An 18,236-nucleotide genomic window follows, 5' to 3' on the forward strand; every position below is an offset into this window, starting at 1 on the left:
CCGCTCACCCCGGTCGCTTAGTTGACTAAGCTCCCGGGGATTCACGGGCTTGCCGCCTTGCTGTGACGCAAATGATTTAGAGGAATACTCTTTCTTAACGGCAAGGATTTCAAATTCAAATGCAAGCGGCAACTGTAGTCATTAACCGCCGCGCTCTGCGACACAACCTGCAACGTCTGCGTGAACTGGCGCCTGCCAGCAAGCTCGTTGCAGTCGTGAAAGCGAACGCTTACGGACACGGTCTTCTTGAGACCGCGCGAACGCTCCCTGATGCCGATGCCTTTGGCGTCGCCCGTCTCGAAGAAGCCCTGCGCCTGCGCGCGGGCGGTATCACCCAGCCGATACTGTTACTCGAAGGCTTTTTCGAAGCCGCCGATCTGACGACCATTGCCGACCAGCATCTGCACACCGCGGTGCATAACGAAGAGCAGTTAGCCGCACTGGAAACCGCCACGCTGAGCGAGCCGGTCACCGTGTGGATGAAACTCGACACCGGTATGCACCGTCTGGGCGTGCGTCCGGAGCAGGCCGAGGCCTTTTATCAGCGCCTGAGCCAGTGCAAAAACGTGCGTCAGCCGGTGAACATCGTCAGCCACTTTGCGCGTGCCGATGAGCCAGAGTGCGGCGCAACGGAACAGCAGCTCGATATCTTCAACACCTTCTGCGAAGGCAAACCGGGAATGCGCTCCATTGCGGCGTCCGGCGGTATTTTGCTCTGGCCGCAGTCGCACTTCGACTGGGCGCGTCCGGGCATTATTCTCTACGGCGTATCGCCGCTGGAGGGCAAACCCTGGGGCCCGGACTTTGGCTTCCAGCCGGTGATGTCCCTGGTCTCCAGCCTGATCGCCGTGCGCGAGCACAAAGCGGGTGAACCGGTCGGCTACGGCGGCACCTGGGTGAGCGAGCGTGATACGCGTCTGGGCGTGGTGGCGATGGGCTACGGCGACGGCTATCCGCGCGCGGCACCGTCCGGTACACCGGTGCTGGTCAACAGTCGTGAAGTGAAGATTGTCGGCCGCGTGGCGATGGATATGGTTTGCGTCGATCTCGGACCGGATGCCGATAATAAAGCCGGTGACCCGGTGGTGATGTGGGGCGAAGGTCTGCCCGTCGAGCGCATTGCTGAAATCACGAAAGTGAGTGCTTACGAACTTATCACACGCCTGACGTCGCGGGTGGCGATGAAATACGTCGATTAAGTCTCTTTAAATGCCGGGTATCGCCCGGCATTTATCTCTTTATTAACATCCCCTCGACCTTCCCGCGCTTCCGGTTTATTGTTGAAATCCCTGCCTGACAGAAATCCGGAGATACATCGCGTGTTCCAGAAAGTTGACGCCTACGCCGGCGACCCCATCCTCTCCTTAATGGAGCGTTTCAAAGAAGATTCACGCAGCGACAAAGTGAACCTCAGCATCGGTCTTTACTACAACGAAGACGGCATTATTCCTCAGCTGCAGGCGGTGGCCGAAGCCGAAGCGCGCCTGAACGCGGTGCCGCACGGTGCGTCGCTCTATCTGCCGATGGAAGGGCTGAATACCTACCGCAACACCATCGCCCCGCTGCTGTTTGGCGCCGATCACCCGGTGTTAACGCAAAAACGCGTGGCGACGATCCAGACCCTGGGCGGTTCCGGCGCGCTGAAAGTGGGCGCGGACTTCCTGAAAAAATATTTCCCCGATTCTGGTGTGTGGGTCAGCGATCCGACCTGGGAAAACCACGTCGCGATTTTTGAAGGCGCAGGCTTTGCCGTCAGCACCTATCCGTGGTTCGACAACGACACCAAAGGCGTGCGCGTCGAGGCATTGCTGGAAAAACTGAATACTCTGCCGGAGCGCAGCATCGTGCTGCTGCATCCGTGCTGCCATAACCCGACCGGCTCGGACCTGACCAACAGCCAGTGGGATGCGGTCATTGAAGTTCTGAAAGCGCGCAATCTGATCCCGTTCCTCGACATCGCCTATCAGGGCTTTGGCGCGGGCATGGAGGACGACGCCTACGCGATCCGCGCGATTGCCAGCGCCGGGCTGCCAGCTCTGGTCAGCAACTCCTTCTCGAAAATTTTCTCTCTGTACGGCGAGCGCGTCGGCGGGTTGTCGATTGTCTGTGAAGACGCAGATGCAGCCGGGCGCGTACTGGGCCAGCTGAAAGCGACGGTTCGCCGCATCTACTCCAGCCCACCAGCGTTCGGTGCGCAGGTGGTGGCGACGGTTCTGGGCGATGACGAGCTGAAAGCGACCTGGCTTGCCGAAGTGGAAGGGATGCGTAAGCGTATTCTGGCGATGCGTCAGGAGCTGGTGAATGCCCTGAAAAGCGCATTACCGGAGCATAACTTCGATTATCTGCTCAAGCAGCGCGGCATGTTTAGCTACACCGGGCTGAGCGCACAGCAGGTCGATCGTCTTCGCGAAGAGTTCGGTGTTTACCTGATCGCCAGCGGCCGTATGTGCGTCGCGGGCCTGAACGCACACAACGTCCAGCGCGTCGCGCAGGCGTTTGCGGCTGTGATGTAAGCACTTACTTACATTATTGGCTTCCGTGCGGTTTAGCGCCCGGTGGCGCTGCGCTTACCGGGCCTACAAAACCTAAACGTAGGCCGGGTAAGGCGCAGCCGCTACCCGGCTTTTTTCATCCTCACGCTTTGTGATATCCCTCCCTTTACCAGGGATAATCTCAAAAATTTCCTTCCCTTCACCTGGCTCAGGGGTTAAGGTCTGGTAGATTTTTGACCATTCGCTCAATTTAAAACGATAACAAACTGAATATTCAGGGGAATACATGCGCAAGATCACACTGGCGCTCAGCGCCGCCTGCTTATTGTTCTCGCTTAATAGTGCAGTCGGTGCAAGAGCTTCCGCGCCAACGCCGGTCTACACCGGAACCACCGCCGCCATTCTGGCTGAACAAGCCCCCATTCACTGGGTCTCCGTGGCGCAAATCGAAAACAGCCTGATGGGCCGCGCGCCAATGGCTGTCGGTTTTGATATCGACGATACCGTCCTCTTTTCCAGCCCTGGCTTCTGGCGCGGCAAAAAAACCTGGTCGCCGGATAGCGAGGAGTACCTGAAAAACCCGGAATTCTGGGAAAAAATGAACAACGGCTGGGACGAGTTCAGCATCCCGAAAGAAGTGGGTCGCGCGTTGATTGCGATGCACGTCAAACGCGGCGACAGCATCTATTTCGTCACCGGTCGCAGCCAGACCAAAACCGAAACCGTCAGCAAAACCCTGCAGGGCGATTTTTCGATTCCGGCAGCCAACATGAATCCGGTGATCTTTGCCGGGGACAAGCACGGGCAAAACACCAAAACCCAGTGGCTGGAGCAGAAAAATATCAAAGTGTTCTACGGCGATTCGGATAACGATATCTCTGCTGCCCGCGAAGTCGGTGCTCGTGGCATCCGCGTTCTGCGCGCCTCCAACTCGACCTATCGTCCGCTGCCAATGGCGGGATCCTTCGGTGAAGAGGTGATTGTTAATTCGGAATACTGACGTGCGATGATTTTTTGAACAAATCAGGCCTGGCCGGGTTTACCTTTTGTCGTCTTGCTGCACACTTAAAGGGGCAGGTCCTCAGGTCGCACTCAACCCATTTACAGGGGAGCAAAGATGACAATTTCGGAGATACTTCAATACTGCATGAATAAACCGGGCGCGGGGCAAAGTGTCCACAGCGACTGGAAAGCCACGCAGATCAAGGTGGCAGACGTGCTGTTTGCGATGGTGAAAGAGGTCGAAGGGCGTCCGGCGGCATCGTTAAAAACCAGCCCGGAACTGGCGGATTTACTGCGTCAGCAGCACAGCGATGTGCGGCCGAGCAAGCATTTGAATAAAGCGCACTGGAGCACCGTCTATCTCGACGGCTCGCTGCCGGATTCGCAGATTTACTATTTAGTCGATGCCTCTTACAAGCAGGCTTTTGAGCTGCTGCCGGAAAATACCCGACAGCAGCTTTCCGTTTAAGACTCGAGCAACGGTTTCAGGAAGCGCGCGGTGTGCGAAGCTTCGCACTCTGCCACCGTCTCTGGCGTACCCGAGACGAGGATTTCACCGCCGCCGCTGCCGCCTTCCGGACCGAGATCCACAATCCAGTCTGCGGTTTTGATGACGTCCAGGTTGTGCTCAATGACCACAATAGTGTTGCCCTGATCGCGCAGCTGATGCAGCACTTCAAGCAACTGCTGGATATCCGCAAAGTGCAGACCGGTGGTTGGCTCATCCAGAATATACAGCGTCTGACCGGTGCCGCGTTTCGACAGCTCACGCGCCAGCTTCACGCGCTGCGCTTCACCGCCGGAGAGCGTCGTCGCTGACTGACCGAGACGAATGTAGGTCAGCCCCACATCCATCAGCGTTTGCAGCTTACGCGCCAGTGCAGGTACGGCATCGAAGAACTCACGGGCCTCTTCAATGGTCATATCCAGCACTTCGTGGATAGTCTTGCCTTTGTACTTAATCTCCAGCGTTTCGCGGTTATAGCGCTTGCTTTTGCACTGATCGCACGGCACGTAGATATCCGGCAGGAAGTGCATCTCGACTTTGATCACGCCGTCGCCCTGACAGGCTTCACAGCGGCCACCGCGCACGTTAAAGCTGAAACGTCCTGGCGTATAGCCGCGCGAGCGTGATTCAGGAACACCGGCGAACAGTTCACGTACGGGCGTAAACACGCCAGTATAGGTCGCCGGGTTCGAGCGCGGCGTTCGGCCAATCGGGCTCTGGTCGATATCGATCACTTTATCGAAATGCTCCAGGCCCTGAATGTCGCGATACGGCGCAGGCTCAGCCAGCGTCGCACCGTTCAGCTGGGTCTGGGCAATCGGGAACAGGGTATCATTAATCAGCGTCGATTTACCGGAACCTGACACCCCGGTGACGCAGGTGAACAGCCCGACAGGCAGCGTCAGCGTGACGTCCTTCAGGTTGTTGCCGCGAGCGCCGGTCAGCTTCAGCACTTTCTCTGGATTGGCTGCAACACGCTGTTTCGGCACATCAATTTTGCGCTTACCGCTCATGAACTGACCGGTCAGGGACTCCGGAACGGCCATGATGTCGGCCAATGTTCCTTCTGCCACCACCTGGCCGCCATGGACACCCGCGCCAGGACCGATGTCGATGACGTGGTCAGCGGCGCGGATCGCATCTTCGTCGTGCTCAACCACAATCACCGTGTTGCCGAGGTTACGCAGGTGGATCAGCGTGCCGAGCAGACGCTCGTTATCGCGCTGGTGCAGGCCGATGGACGGCTCATCCAGCACGTACATTACGCCGACTAACCCGGCACCAATCTGGCTCGCCAGACGGATACGCTGCGCTTCACCGCCGGAGAGCGTCTCTGCGGAGCGAGAAAGTGACAGATAGTTCAGACCGACGTTCACGAGGAATTTCAGGCGATCGCCGATCTCTTTCAGCACTTTTTCGGCAATCTGCGCGCGCTGGCCGGAGAGCTTCAGGTTAGTGAAGAAGTCCATCGCGTGACCGATGCTCATGTCTGAGATGGTCGGCAGCGCGGTGTTTTCAACGAACACATGACGCGCCTCGCGACGCAGACGCGTCCCTTCACAGGTGGTACATGAGCGGTTGCTGATGAACTTCGCCAGCTCCTCGCGCACCGCGCTGGATTCGGTCTCTTTGTAGCGGCGCTCCATATTGTGCAGCACGCCTTCGAACGGATGGCGGCGCACGGAAGTGTCACCGCGATCGTTCATGTATTTGAACTCGATGTTCTCTTTGCCGGAACCCGACAGCACCACTTTATGCACATTTGGGCTCAAACTCGCCCACGGCGCTTCGACGTCGAACTTATAGTGTTCGGCCAGCGATTTCAGCATCTGGAAGTAGTAGAAATTACGGCGATCCCAGCCGCGAATCGCGCCACCGGCCAGGGAAAGCTCCGGGTTCTGAATGATGCGATCCGGATCGAAATATTGCTGCACGCCCAGGCCATCACAGGTCGGGCATGCCCCCGCCGGGTTGTTGAACGAGAACAGACGCGGTTCCAGCTCGCGCATGCTGTACCCGCAAATCGGGCAGGCAAAGTTCGCGGAGAAGAGCAGCTCTTCGGCTTTCGCATCGTCCATGTCAGCGACAATCGCTGAGCCGCCGGAGAGTTCCAGCGCCGTTTCGAACGACTCGGCCAGACGCTGCGTCATATCGTCGCGCACTTTAAAGCGGTCAATCACCACTTCAATGGTGTGTTTCTTTTGCAGCTCCAGCTTCGGCGGATCGGACAGGTCACACACTTCCCCGTCGATACGGGCGCGGATGTAGCCCTGGCTTGCCAGGTTTTCCAGCGTTTTTGTGTGCTCGCCTTTACGGTCTTTGATGATCGGGGCCAGCAGCATCAGGCGTTTGCCTTCTGGCTGCGCCAGCACGTTATCCACCATCTGACTGACGGTTTGCGCAGCCAGCGGCACGTCATGATCCGGACAGCGCGGCTCGCCCACGCGGGCAAACAGCAGACGCAGATAGTCATGAATTTCGGTAATGGTACCGACGGTGGAACGCGGGTTATGCGACGTAGATTTCTGTTCGATGGAGATCGCCGGCGACAACCCTTCGATATGGTCGACGTCCGGTTTTTCCATCAGCGACAGAAACTGACGCGCATAGGCGGAGAGCGATTCAACGTAGCGACGCTGTCCTTCGGCATACAAGGTGTCGAAAGCCAGTGATGACTTGCCAGAACCCGATAGTCCGGTCACGACAATCAGCTTGTCGCGAGGGATTATGAGGTTGATATTCTTGAGATTATGGGTGCGGGCGCCCCGTACTTCGATCTTATCCATTCACCTTTCCCGGTAGAGACTCGGATGCCTGGTTTGTTTGAAGGACAAACGGCAGAAACGGCTAATTATGACACAATCTGACCTGTTTGAATATACAGTATTGGAATGCAGCTTCTGATTTAATGTGCAACAATGTTTAGTGAGTGCGAGTTCTGTGGAATCACTGTCGCAGCTATCAAAATGTGACGTGGAAATGGTACACTCGCGCGCTTACACTATTAAGAAACGTATTCAGGAGACACGATCATGGCCAGCAGAGGCGTAAACAAGGTGATTCTCGTCGGTAATCTGGGCCAGGACCCGGAAGTACGCTACATGCCGAGTGGTGGCGCAGTTGCCAACATTACGCTGGCTACTTCCGAATCCTGGCGTGATAAAGCGACCGGTGAGATGAAAGAGCAGACTGAATGGCACCGCGTTGTGCTGTTCGGCAAACTGGCAGAAGTGGCCGGTGAATATCTGCGTAAAGGTTCTCAGGTGTATATCGAAGGTCAGCTTCGTACCCGTAAATGGACCGACCAGGCCGGTGCAGAGAAGTACACCACCGAAGTGGTAGTGAACGTTGGCGGCACCATGCAGATGCTGGGTGGCCGTCAGGGCGGTGGTGCAGGTGCGCCAGCAGGCGGCGGTCAGCAGCAGCAGGGTAGCTGGGGCCAGCCTCAGCAGCCTCAGGGCGGCAACCAGTTCAGTGGCGGCGCGCAGTCTCGTCCGCAGCAGCAGTCCGCTCCGGCACCGTCTAACGAACCACCAATGGATTTCGACGACGATATCCCGTTCTGATGTGGTTTTGCCCACTGGTCTACAACACCGCATTGTGTGTGGTTTTGTAGGCCGGGTAAGGCGAAGCCGCCACCCGGCAACCCACAACTAAAAAGCCCCTCTCGGGGCTTTTTGTTTTATCCCACCGCGTAATTTCGTAAAAACACCGCGAAATCGCCAAACGCGAGCGGTTTTGAAAAGTAATACCCCTGCAGACAGTCGATCTGATTCGCCTTCAGATACGCCACCTGATAGTCATACTCCACGCCCTCTGCGGTAGTGAGAATGTTCATCCTTTTCGCCATATCAATCACGCAGTCGATCAGCGGCGTCGCCACATCCCGAGAGATTTGCCGGACAAACATGCGGTCGATTTTAATGCTGTCGGGGCGCAGGTTGGAGATAAACGCCAGGTTGGAAAACCCGGTGCCAAAATCATCCAGGGCGATTTTGATCCCGCGCGTTTTGATGTGTGTAATCTTGTGCGCCATCGCCTCGCTGATATCAATGTTTTCGCGCTCGGTAATTTCAAATACCAGCGTCACGCCGAGAGCGGCAAACACCGGTGCCCAGTTATCGACAAACGCCTCGAATCCGTCGTCCGCCAGATGGCTGTAGCTGATATTGAGATTCAGATTAAAACCCGGTTTAAGGGCGACGATACCCTGCTGTAAATCATCCACCACCTGCTCAAGCAGACTCTGCGTCAGTTCGATAATCAGCGCCGTGCGTTCCGCCACCGGAATAAACACGTCCGGTGGCACAAACCCCAGCTCGTCATGATGCCAGCGAGCGAGGATCTCCGCCCCGGAGACGACATTGCTGTGCGCGCAAATCAGCGGCTGATAGTGCGGGTGGATCTGACGCTGTCGAATCGCGTGCGCCAGCTGGGTGTAGAGCGAGTGACGACGGGTGGCCAGCAGCCAGACGACGGTCGCCATAATGAACGACATTGCGAGGATAAAACCGATGGAGAGCCAGGATTTCGCCATGGCTTTCACCGCCTCATCCAGCCGTGGCTCTTCCCATGCCAGGGTATAAAGCGGGGAATGGGCGGGAAAAAGCGTGTAGCGGCTAAAGTGCGGCGAGCTGAGCGGAAGGTCTGACAGGCCCGCCGCGGTGAGGGTTTTGCCAGACACCTCCAGCGCCAGCTTTCTGCCCGCCGAACTGCTGCGCATCACTTCCAGCAGAAAACGGATATCGGAGGCGACGTACACATCCCCCTGCGGCAGAGCCGTTTTAAAGGCGATCACCTTGATATCCTTTGCGCTCACCGAAGGCGACATCCAGATCTGTTTCCCGCTGCGAAGAATATCCCGGACGTCGACATGTTTATTTGCCAGCAGCGACGAACAATCAATATGGTTATCTTTCACGACGTTAATCGAGTAAATGTGCATATACCGGCCGGGGATCATATTGAGCTGTTTTTCCACCGTGAAATCGCACACTTTCCCGACCAGACCCGCGGCCTGCTGCGTGGCAGAATGAGCATCGTTTAAAAAACCGTCCAGAATATGCTGTAAATAGTTCGCCTCGTCCTCGATATTTTTTTTGTTATTGTTCTGCATGGCGATCAGCGCCAGAGACGCGGTCACCATTAACGTCAGCAGAAAGGTCAGACACGAGGCGATAACCCTGTTCTTTTTTGTTCTGAGAATATATTGCTGATACATGGGGTTATTTTTCTTATACGCGTGGCAGGGCGAGGCAGTCTGTTAATGCTCGGGCTGCATATATTCCTGATGGAAATGCTCTTTGCTGAGAGGGCGAGAGAAGAGAAAACCTTGTCCATATTTCACCCCGTGGCGCAGCATGGTGGAGACATGGGTATAGTTTTCAACGCCTTCGATAATCACGTCGATATCGAGCTCATTGATGTAATCCAGCAGCAAAAACGTGTGATCGATATTCGCCGACGCCAGGCAACTTCTGTCGAGCTTAATATAGTCCGTCGACCAGACGGCGAGCCGGGCTTTTAGCGTATCCAGGCCATCAATCCCATCCCAGGCAAGATGAATTCCGGCATCACTGAGCTGCGCAAGATTTTGCCTGACCGCATCGTCAGGGCAATCAACGCTGTCGGTAATTTCGAAAATGAAATGTCGCGGCGAAAGGTGGTTTTGTTGCATCAGGTGAATGGCGCGCGCCGCGTAACCGGCGTCGTTCAACTGCACCTGCGAAATATTGAGAGTAAACAGCTGATACTCGCGCAGTGCCTGCGGCTGACGGGTGATAAATTTAAACGCCTGCGCCATGACGTAGTCGCCCATCGGCAATATTCCGCCCGTCTCTTCCAGTTGGCTGATAAAGAGATTCGGCGGCACGATATTGCGCCGATGGGTGCCGCGCACCAGCACTTCGCCGCCAATGCAGACGAAGCGCGAGAGATCGAAAATAGGTTGAATGACAAAATCGATGCCAGCATCGAGCCTGTTTTTTTCGACACACTGGACGACAAAATGTGTACTTTTTTCCATGCCAGCCTCATAGCCATAACGTTACCCGTTTAAAACGACACAAAGGGCGTCAGACTTAAACGGGTGAGGCAAGATGGGAGCTGTCTGGCCTTAGCCTGCGAGGATTTTGTTTTTACCGGTTTTTTTCGCCTGATACAGCAGCTGATCGGCCTGAGCGACCACGTCAGACAGCGACGCCCCGCCCATTTTGCACAGCCCGGCGCTGAACGAAACCCGCAGATCGGCTTCGCGGAAACTCCGCGTGTGCACTGAAATTCGCCACTTTTCGAGGTAACTTTGTGCCTTTTCCACCGAAACATCGCGGAACAGCACGGCGATCTCCTCGCCGCCGTAACGATAGAGCGTGATATTTTCCAGACCCCGCAAGCGTAACCCCAGCTCAGCGAGGGTTTTCAGCACCACATCTCCGACCGTATGGCCCCAGGTATCGTTGATTTTCTTGAAATTATCGACGTCAATCATGGCGATATGGGTATTGGCCAGGCCGTTATAGCGTTCTGCATCGTTATCAAACGCGCGGCGATTTGCCAGACCCGTCAGCCCGTCCGTCAGAGCATCCTGGGCGATCTTTTCCTGCCTCTGCTGGGCGCTGTGGATCTCCTCGAACAGCAGCTCCTCAACGGCGGTCTGCTTGATCGTGCCATTTCTGATGCCGTTGGTGATGCGCATGTAGATGGTATTCAGCGCCGCGCGCAGCACCCACCAGCAAAATAAAAGAATGACCTGGGTGAGCACCATTCCATAGAGGACCTTGATGCTGCCGTGGCGTACCAGCTGTTTCATCTCGCTTTCGGCAACTTCCTGGACGACAAACCACTCCTGCGGCCCGATGGTGCGATAAAAATAGTAATATCCGTTCAGAAAGAATTCGCCGCGAAAGGCATTCGCGTTGCGGGCGATGGCCTGAAGGGTGCTGTCCGCAATGTTATAACCGGGGCTTATGACCATCTGGCCCTCTTTGGTCATCACAAAGGTTCGGCTTTTCATCGGCGGGTAAGTGGCATTGAGGATCGCTTCGCTTTTTTCGGCGTCGAGATTGAGTGCCAGTACGCCGTCGTTCGAGCCGTCGACGCCGTCGATGACGGGGAGTGAAATCGTCAGTACGCGCTCTTTGTGGGTGAAAATATCGTTGGTCACGCTGTAATGGGCAGTGTCGGTGTCCTCAACGGCGATGCTGAACCACGGCTCTTTGCGCGGATCCCAGGTCTCTTTACTCTCGATATAGGGCAGGCGAGTGTAGTGACCATCATTACTGGCATGAATGATTGAAACGGCATCCGGCATGATACGCAGACGTTCGATCAGCCAGTTTCTCAGCGCTAAATCGTCATGTTCTGATGTACTGAATTTATGCTGATCCGCAGCGGTACGCGCCATTTCGCGCACAATATCTTCATAGCCGCTGAGGTATTTATTAAAAAACAGCGTGACGTTATTGATATAAAGCCGATTTTGTCTTTTACAGGATTCTTTAATATCAGCCCATTGTGCCAGCGTGATCAGGAAACAAACGATAACCAGAGTAATAGACAGGGCTGAAAAACAGATATTCAGCGGCTTTCGGAAATTCAAGCTCGTGATCACTGATGGCTCCAGGTTTTGACCAAATTAGCTGACATGGGACGCACACAAAAATTTATCGTAATAAACAATAAATTAACATTATTCGAGGGTACTCAGAGGATCGTACCTGCACCGTTTTTAATTGTCAAAGTCGATCGAATATCTGTTATCGATCGATAAAAACAATCACTATAATGAGGTAGAAATATAATTACGGGCTATAGTTTGGAGGAAGAAATAGGGAGTAATGGGAAATAATATTACCCGAAAGGCGGAAATAAAATTTCCCGTGCAAAATAATAATAGCGAGATTATTCGTTCTTCAGATCATATTCAATCAGCTTCCAGTTAACCGGATAACCATTCTGCCAGGGCATGGTGTCACCCTTTTTCACATTCACCACGTTGGTGACCGCCGGATTATCAATTTGCCAATAGCCGCTTTGCGGACAGGCATTTCCGCTAGAACGTTTTATACCTAATGGGCTTCGCGAAGAGTTTGTTTGTGAACTGTAGGCTGAAACTGTAGCCATGGTGAGATTGCTACTATCAATTTTCATCATTAAGCGTCCATAATTTATACATCCCCTCTTTTAATGCGACAAAAAACAAACAGAACTTAACACTTCATTTTCATTATCTATTCATATAGTTATCGTGAATGGGTTTATATTGCAAAGCGTGGATCCATTCGCCACAATAGCCCTATTATTGGATGAAAGTTGAACAAATATGATCCCTCGCGTTTGCCGTTTTCTGTTTTGCCTCACCTTCTTACTGAGCGGTAGCGCCATGGCAGTGAACTGCCAGCGAGCCGTAACGCCGCTGGAAAATACCATCTGTAATAACGACAACCTGCACTGGCTCGACAGCACCTTGTCCGTGGTTTATCAGCAGGCGGTTCATCAGGAAGGGGTGGCAGGAAACGACAAAGAGTATCGCGACTGGGAAAAGCTGCTGGAAAAATGCACCACCGATACCTGCATTGAACGCGCGTACTACGCGGGGATCAGCGCGCTTTCCGATACCAATCGTGATTTCAAATGGGAAGGAAAATGGTGGAACATGCTGGCGCCCAATATGAGCGGCGGGGTGATTCAGTTTAGCCGTAGCGCCCAGTGGAGCGAGACCCTCGATATCCGCGCATGGGCGGGCCTGAACAAAGATGAGTTCACCGCCGAGGCGCGCAAACTTTACGGGATGCTGGTGGTGGAGCGGGTGGTGGACACCACCAACTGCAAACTGCTGCTGATCCCCAAAAACGACGGCTCACTGCAGGTCTACAGCAACTCGGACTGGGGCTGTCGCATGTCGATGCCCGCCGGGGTGTTCCTCGACGGCGCGTACCAAATGGCCGAAAGCGATCCGCGACCAAAAGCGACGCTGCTGACGCTGGGGATTTTCCCGGATGCCGCCCTCGACGACAAATTCCGCGCGCTGGTGGGCGACGATTACCAGAACTTCGTGAATAGCGCGAATGTTTATATTTATCAGGATGATATCGACAACATCGGTGCCCGCGTGATCTCCATGTGGGTGCAGGGCTCCGCCAACAAACGCACGGCCATCGTGATGTACACGCCGAAAGGGGAGATCTGGGCCGGGCGGATTTCACCCGCCAAAGAGGGTGGGTTGATGTTTAGCTATTACAGTACCGACGGCAGCGATCAGCGCAAAATGCCCCGCACGCTGGCGGGGTGGAAGTTGCGGTTTTTGGATGAGTAAGGTGAGCGGCTGCTTTGCTATGGATGCTGATCCATTAAGCATTAGAGGTGGTTCCGTTCACCTTATGTTCAGCAGAATATAAAACCTGTATCACCTGTGAACGTGACAAGGGGGCTGCGCGGCCCCCTTGTCAATCCCCGCGCCCCGCCATGAAATCGGTGCTTCGCACTGCGCTCACCTCCCGGCCATCTGCCTGCGGTCGGCTCGACTCGACATCACTGTCTCGTTTCGCCTCTGGCCGCCATCCCTGGCGTCCAGCCCTTGTCATCTGGCCTCCGGTTCGCCGATTTCTGCGGGGACCCACACCGGTGCCACATTCATACGGCTGTGAAGGTTGAGGGATCGCGAGTCCGGCTGAAAATCGCCGAAGCGTTTCCTGGAGGCCGGGTCGAGGCGCAGGGAAGCGCCGAGAGGGTGCGACCTGCATGGATGCAGGATCGCGCCCGACCCGAAAGCCGCAAGGAATAAGCTGAGGGCACCGCGAAGCGGCGATTTTCCTGACCGGGAGCCGGGATTGTAAAGGGCGCGGCGGCGAGCGCCCTTTACACGTTCACCGCAGAGAAACAGACAGGAAGCAGAGGATATGAAGTGAACGGAACAATTCCACTAAGCTCATAAAAGGATTAACCGGCATGATTGCCAAACATGATCTCACGACAACGTCCCCACAATCGTCAAATCACTATCATCCGGCACCTCGTTATACGACAACACATTCAAATTGCTGGCAAACAAACGCCCATAACGTGAAATCAACGGTCGCAGCTGCGGCGTCACCAGCAGCAGCGGCGGCATCCCTTTGGCTTTCATCTGCTCCTGAATGATCGGCATCGTGTTCTGCAATTGCGTCAGAATGTTCGGGTCCACCGGGAAGCTATCCAGCGCCACTTTTCCGCCCTGCTGCGACTGATTCAGCGCCCCCAGCAGCATATTCTCCAGCGCGTTATCAATCGTGTAGGCCGACAGCTTCTGCCGATCGCCATTGATGTTGTGAATAATCGCGCGACGCAGGGCATAGCGCACGTCGGAGGTCAGCAGGATCGGATCTTTGGTCACCGCCGAACTCTCCAGCAGCGTCGAGGCGATGGTCACGATATCTTTCAGCGACACCTGCTCCAGCAGCAGCTGGCGGTAGATCCGCAGCAGCAGGCTAAAGTTGAGAGCGTTCGACAGATCCTCGGCCAGCTTCGGCGCCTGTTGCGCCAGGCGGGAGTGCAGGTGAGTGATGTCGTCGTAGTTAAACAGCTCCGGCAAATGCTCGCGCGCCACTTTGTTGACGTGCGTTGCCACCACGCTGGCGCAGTCCACCACCTGATAACCCAGGTTCAGCGCTTTGGCTTTCTGCTCCGGATCGATCCAGACGATCGCCATCCCGTAGGCCGGATCCGTATCCAGTACGCCGTCGATCTCGCCGTACAGCTCAGACCCCGGGATCGCCATCAGTTTTTCGGCATACACTTCCGCCAGCGCCGTGCGGATGCCGTTGATATAAATCGCGTATTGCGCGGGCTTCAGGCGGAAGTTTTCGCGAATGCGAATCTCCGGGAGCAGCACGCCGCACTGCTCGGACACCACCTGGCGCACCCCGCGAATACGTTGCGACAGCGGGCTGCCCTTGGCGGAGTCAATCAGCGTCACCAGCTTGTACCCCAGATTCAGGCCAATCGGCTCCACCAGCGGAATACTTTCCCAGTTAATCGCGGGCGCGGCGTCCTGGCCCAGCGCGTCGGTGATCGCCTCGTAATCGGTCTCTTCCTCGGCGGGTTTAACCACTTTGCTCTGCCGCCAGGCGGCAAACAGCAGCAACCCGGTGAAGCACAGAAACGCGATGTGCGGCATGCCCGGAACAATCGCCAGAATAAACATGACGAACGCGGCGGTGTAGAGCACATGCGGTTTGGCGAGCAGCTGAGTTTTGATCTCGTCGCTGACGTCATCGCCGTCGCTCACGCGCGTCACGATAATCGCCGCGGCGGTCGCCAGCAGCAGGGAAGGGATCTGCGCCGCCAGGCCGTCACCGATGGTCAGCAGGACGTACTGCTGGAAGGCGTGGCTGGCATCGAGATCGTATTTGAAGATACCGATACAGATCCCGCCGATGACGTTAATCACCAGCACCATGATCCCGGCGATGGCATCCCCGCGGACAAACTTCGATGCCCCGTCCATCGCGCCGTAGAAGTCGGCCTCTTTCGACACCTCTTTACGCCGATCGCGCGCCTGTTTCTGGTTAATCAGCCCCGCATTCAGGTCGGCGTCGATCGCCATCTGTTTGCCGGGCAGGGCGTCGAGGGTAAAGCGCGCCGAAACTTCGGAAATACGCTCGGCCCCTTTGGTGACCACCACAAAGTTGATGATCATCAGGATGATGAAGACCACGAAACCGACGACGAAATCGCCGCCGATCACCACCTGTCCAAACGCTTCGATGACCTTACCGGCGGCGCCTTCCCCCTCGTGACCGTGGAGCAACACCACGCGCGTGGAGGCGACGTTCAGGGTCAGTCGCATCAGGGTGGTGATCAGCAGGAGCGTCGGGAACACCGCAAAATCGAGCGGGCGCTGCATGTTCACCGCCACCAGCAGGACCGTCACGGCCAGCACGATGTTGAAGGTGAACAAAATATCCAGCATCAGCGGGGACAACGTCAGCATCACCATCGCCAGCACGCTGAGCAGCAATATCGGCACGCCGATGCGGCCCTGACGGAGAATGGCAAGCATCTGCTGCGACTTACTGTTCGCCATGGGTTTTTAATACCTCTTTTGGAATGTTGATCTGCCTGTTCAGGCTCGGTTTGGCCTCAAGCTGGCCGGTGCGCCAGGATTTGAGCTGCATGACGTAGGTCAGCACGTGCGCAATGGCGCGAAAAAGCTGAGCCGGGATCTGCTGGTTCACGCGCGTGGAGTGGTACACCGCGCGCGCCAGCGGCGGAAACTCCACCACTTCAATCTGGTGCTGGCTCGCCACTTCGCGGATGTAGAGCGCGATATCATCAACGCCTTTCGCCACGATGTAGGGCGCCTCGGCTTTGTTCGGATCGTATTTCAGCGCCACCGCGAAGTGGGTTGGGTTGGTGATGATCACGTCCGCTTCCGGCACGGTGCGGTTGATCTGGCCCATCGCCATCTGGCGCTGGAGCTGGCGGATGCGCCCTTTGATCTGCGGGTTACCGTCGTTGTTTTTGTACTCTTCTTTCACCTCTTGCTTGGTCATGCGCATCTTTTTGGTGAACATGAATTTGGTCAGCGGCACGTCGAGCAGGGCAAAAATCACAATCACTGAAATAAAGTAGATCAGCACATGGTGAAAAATGCCGAAACCGGCGTGGATCGCCTGGTTGAGGTTGAGCTTCTGCAGATGCAGCAGCGGGTTCAGCGAGCTGTGCACCATCGAGTAGAGCACCGCCAGAATCACCCCGCACTTGAGCATCATCTTGCCGACTTCAACGAAATGGCTGGCGGCGAACATGCGCTTGATGCCGCTTAACGGGCTGATTTTTTTAAAGTCCGGCTTCAGCTTCGACATCGTGAAAATCCAGCCGCCGGGGATCAGACTCGCCACAATACAGGCCAGCGGAATCGGCGCGAGGGTGGCGATAAACCGCAGGATCACCGAGACGTTGAGCATCAGAAACTGGCTCAGCGCGCCGCTGTCGTCCAGCCGCCCGGCCATCATGCCCACCGAGGTAAAGGACTCGCTAATCAGCTGCTGGTAATAGGGAAAAAAGCTGCTCAGGGTAATAAACGAAGTCAGCAGCCCCACCGCCATGGTCAGATCTTTCGAGCGCGGCAGATCGCCCTTTTCCCGCGCTTTGCGCAGTTTCTGGGGTGTGGGTTTTTCGCTCTTATCTCCGCCCTGGGCCATCAGTGGCTCCTTACGGCTTCGAGCCTGGCCAGAATTTCATTGGTCAGGTTGAGATAGTGGTCGGGAATATTGGTCATCATCATCGAAATACAGAGCAGGCCAAACAGCATGCTGATAGGAAAGCCCAGCGAGAACAGGTTCAGGGTGGGGGAAATACGGTTCAGCAGGCCAAACCCGCCCTGCACAATCAGCATCACGAAGGTGGTCGGAATGGCGATTAAGGTCGCCGCGGACATGATCCAGCCCAGGCTCTGGACGATTAATAATAATGTTGGTTTATTAATCGCCTGGCCGATGGGCCACCAGACAAAACCTTTAAACAGGATCGTCACCACCAGCAGATGCCCGTCCATGATGAAAAACAGCAGGCCGCAGAAGGTGTAAATAATCTGCGAAATCACGGTGGTCGAACTGCCGTTGACCGGATCGTTCATCATCGCCATCCCGAGGCCCATATTCATCGACAGAATATGTCCGGCGGTCTGCAGGGCGACAAACACCAGATGCATCGCCATGCCAAACAGCATGCCCCACAGCATCTGCTCGCCGATGAGCAAAATGGTGCGCACCGACAGCAGCCCGGTGAGCAGCACTTTTTCCGGCAGCATCGGGGTAATAATCACCGACAGCGCCAGCGCGAGGGCCGCTTTGATGCGTTTACTAAAGGCGCGGTTGTCCAGCACCGGGCAGAAGTGGATAAACGCCAGGATGCGCACAAACGGCAGAACCAGCGCCATCAGCGGGTTAATCAGGGTGTGGATATCAATGCCCATGGCCGTCAGCCTACCAGCGCCGCCGCCTGGTGAAAGATATTGACGGTAAAATCGACCAGCTGGGTCAGCATCCATTTGCCGCCCACGATCAACACCGCCAGCGTCACCAGCAGACGCGGCAGAAAGCTCAGGGTCTGTTCGTTAATTTGCGTGGTCGCCTGGAAAATACTGACGCACAGGCCGACGATCAGGCTTGGAATAATGGCCACCGCCGAGATAATCAGCACCAGTTTGATGCCGCTCGCCATGATGTCACCGGCAATATCCATCGTCACCATGG

15 protein-coding genes are annotated in these 18,236 nt (G+C 55.7%); 6 read left to right on the forward strand and 9 right to left on the reverse strand.

What is annotated here, in order from left to right; all coding sequences use genetic code 11:
- Positions 1-119 precede the first annotated feature (119 nt).
- The 4 genes from alr to U9O48_RS01570 all read left to right on the forward strand — a co-directional run bounded on the left by alr (position 120) and on the right by U9O48_RS01570 (position 3,963).
- Positions 120-1,199, forward strand: coding sequence for an alanine racemase (gene alr / locus U9O48_RS01555; RefSeq protein WP_324723372.1), 1,080 nt, complete (start codon positions 120-122; stop codon positions 1,197-1,199).
- 120 nt (positions 1,200-1,319) lie between these two features.
- Positions 1,320-2,513, forward strand: coding sequence for an aromatic amino acid transaminase (gene tyrB / locus U9O48_RS01560; RefSeq protein WP_324723374.1), 1,194 nt, complete (start codon positions 1,320-1,322; stop codon positions 2,511-2,513).
- Between the two features lie 265 nt (positions 2,514-2,778).
- Positions 2,779-3,492 carry an acid phosphatase AphA gene (aphA, locus tag U9O48_RS01565; protein WP_282494817.1) on the forward strand — a complete coding sequence of 238 codons (714 nt, stop codon included), beginning with the start codon at positions 2,779-2,781 and terminating at the stop codon, positions 3,490-3,492.
- A 117-nt stretch (positions 3,493-3,609) separates the two neighbouring features.
- On the forward strand, positions 3,610-3,963 hold the full coding sequence (locus tag U9O48_RS01570) for an MmcQ/YjbR family DNA-binding protein (RefSeq protein ID WP_095280343.1): 354 nt from the start codon (positions 3,610-3,612) through the stop codon (positions 3,961-3,963).
- On the opposite strand, the gene uvrA is transcribed toward U9O48_RS01570, so the two are convergent.
- Positions 3,960-6,788 carry an excinuclease ABC subunit UvrA gene (uvrA, locus tag U9O48_RS01575; protein WP_324723375.1) on the reverse strand — a complete coding sequence of 943 codons (2,829 nt, stop codon included), beginning with the start codon at positions 6,786-6,788 and terminating at the stop codon, positions 3,960-3,962. The two genes, U9O48_RS01570 and uvrA, sit on opposite strands and share 4 nt — an antisense overlap.
- Before the next feature lie 246 nt (positions 6,789-7,034).
- Here uvrA and ssb1 point away from each other — a divergent pair, with 246 nt between their 5' ends.
- On the forward strand, positions 7,035-7,568 hold the full coding sequence (gene ssb1, locus U9O48_RS01580; RefSeq protein ID WP_285145916.1) for a single-stranded DNA-binding protein SSB1: 534 nt from the start codon (positions 7,035-7,037) through the stop codon (positions 7,566-7,568).
- Between the two features lie 116 nt (positions 7,569-7,684).
- On the opposite strand, the gene U9O48_RS01585 is transcribed toward ssb1, so the two are convergent.
- The 4 genes from U9O48_RS01585 to U9O48_RS01600 all read right to left on the reverse strand — a co-directional run bounded on the left by U9O48_RS01585 (position 7,685) and on the right by U9O48_RS01600 (position 12,153).
- Positions 7,685-9,223, reverse strand: coding sequence for an EAL domain-containing protein (locus tag U9O48_RS01585; RefSeq protein WP_324723376.1), 1,539 nt, complete (start codon positions 9,221-9,223; stop codon positions 7,685-7,687).
- Between the two features lie 42 nt (positions 9,224-9,265).
- Positions 9,266-10,027 carry an EAL domain-containing protein gene (locus U9O48_RS01590; RefSeq protein ID WP_324723377.1) on the reverse strand — a complete coding sequence of 254 codons (762 nt, stop codon included), beginning with the start codon at positions 10,025-10,027 and terminating at the stop codon, positions 9,266-9,268.
- Positions 10,028-10,117: 90 nt separating this feature from the next.
- Positions 10,118-11,404, reverse strand: coding sequence for a sensor domain-containing diguanylate cyclase (locus tag U9O48_RS01595; protein WP_282494812.1), 1,287 nt, complete (start codon positions 11,402-11,404; stop codon positions 10,118-10,120).
- Between the two features lie 497 nt (positions 11,405-11,901).
- Positions 11,902-12,153 (reverse strand): hypothetical protein, encoded by a 252-nt coding sequence (locus tag U9O48_RS01600; protein ID WP_282494811.1) that lies wholly within the window; start codon positions 12,151-12,153, stop codon positions 11,902-11,904.
- A gap of 229 nt (positions 12,154-12,382) precedes the next feature.
- Between U9O48_RS01600 and U9O48_RS01605 the strand changes: the two genes are divergently transcribed.
- Positions 12,383-13,315 (forward strand): lysozyme inhibitor LprI family protein, encoded by a 933-nt coding sequence (locus U9O48_RS01605; protein ID WP_285150594.1) that lies wholly within the window; start codon positions 12,383-12,385, stop codon positions 13,313-13,315.
- Between the two features lie 651 nt (positions 13,316-13,966).
- On the opposite strand, the gene U9O48_RS01610 is transcribed toward U9O48_RS01605, so the two are convergent.
- The 4 genes from U9O48_RS01610 to fliQ are packed head-to-tail and all read right to left on the reverse strand — an operon-like array spanning position 13,967 to position 18,234.
- Positions 13,967-16,063, reverse strand: coding sequence for a flagellar biosynthesis protein FlhA (locus U9O48_RS01610; protein WP_324723378.1), 2,097 nt, complete (start codon positions 16,061-16,063; stop codon positions 13,967-13,969).
- Positions 16,050-17,186, reverse strand: coding sequence for a flagellar biosynthesis protein FlhB (flhB, locus tag U9O48_RS01615; RefSeq protein WP_416382209.1), 1,137 nt, complete (start codon positions 17,184-17,186; stop codon positions 16,050-16,052). The genes U9O48_RS01610 and flhB overlap by 14 nt, the downstream gene beginning before the upstream one ends.
- Complete coding sequence (fliR, locus tag U9O48_RS01620; protein WP_282494807.1) at positions 17,183-17,956, reverse strand: flagellar biosynthetic protein FliR; 774 nt, start codon at positions 17,954-17,956, stop codon at positions 17,183-17,185. Before fliR ends, flhB begins: the two co-directional genes overlap by 4 nt.
- Positions 17,957-17,961: 5 nt before the next feature.
- Positions 17,962-18,234: a flagellar biosynthesis protein FliQ gene (gene fliQ, locus U9O48_RS01625; RefSeq protein ID WP_282494806.1), complete on the reverse strand. Its 273-nt coding sequence runs from the start codon at positions 18,232-18,234 to the stop codon at positions 17,962-17,964.
- Positions 18,235-18,236: the final 2 nt, after the last annotated feature.

The organism is Lelliottia sp. JS-SCA-14 (genome assembly GCF_035593345.1).
Taxonomy (GTDB): domain Bacteria; phylum Pseudomonadota; class Gammaproteobacteria; order Enterobacterales; family Enterobacteriaceae; genus Enterobacter; species Enterobacter wanjuensis.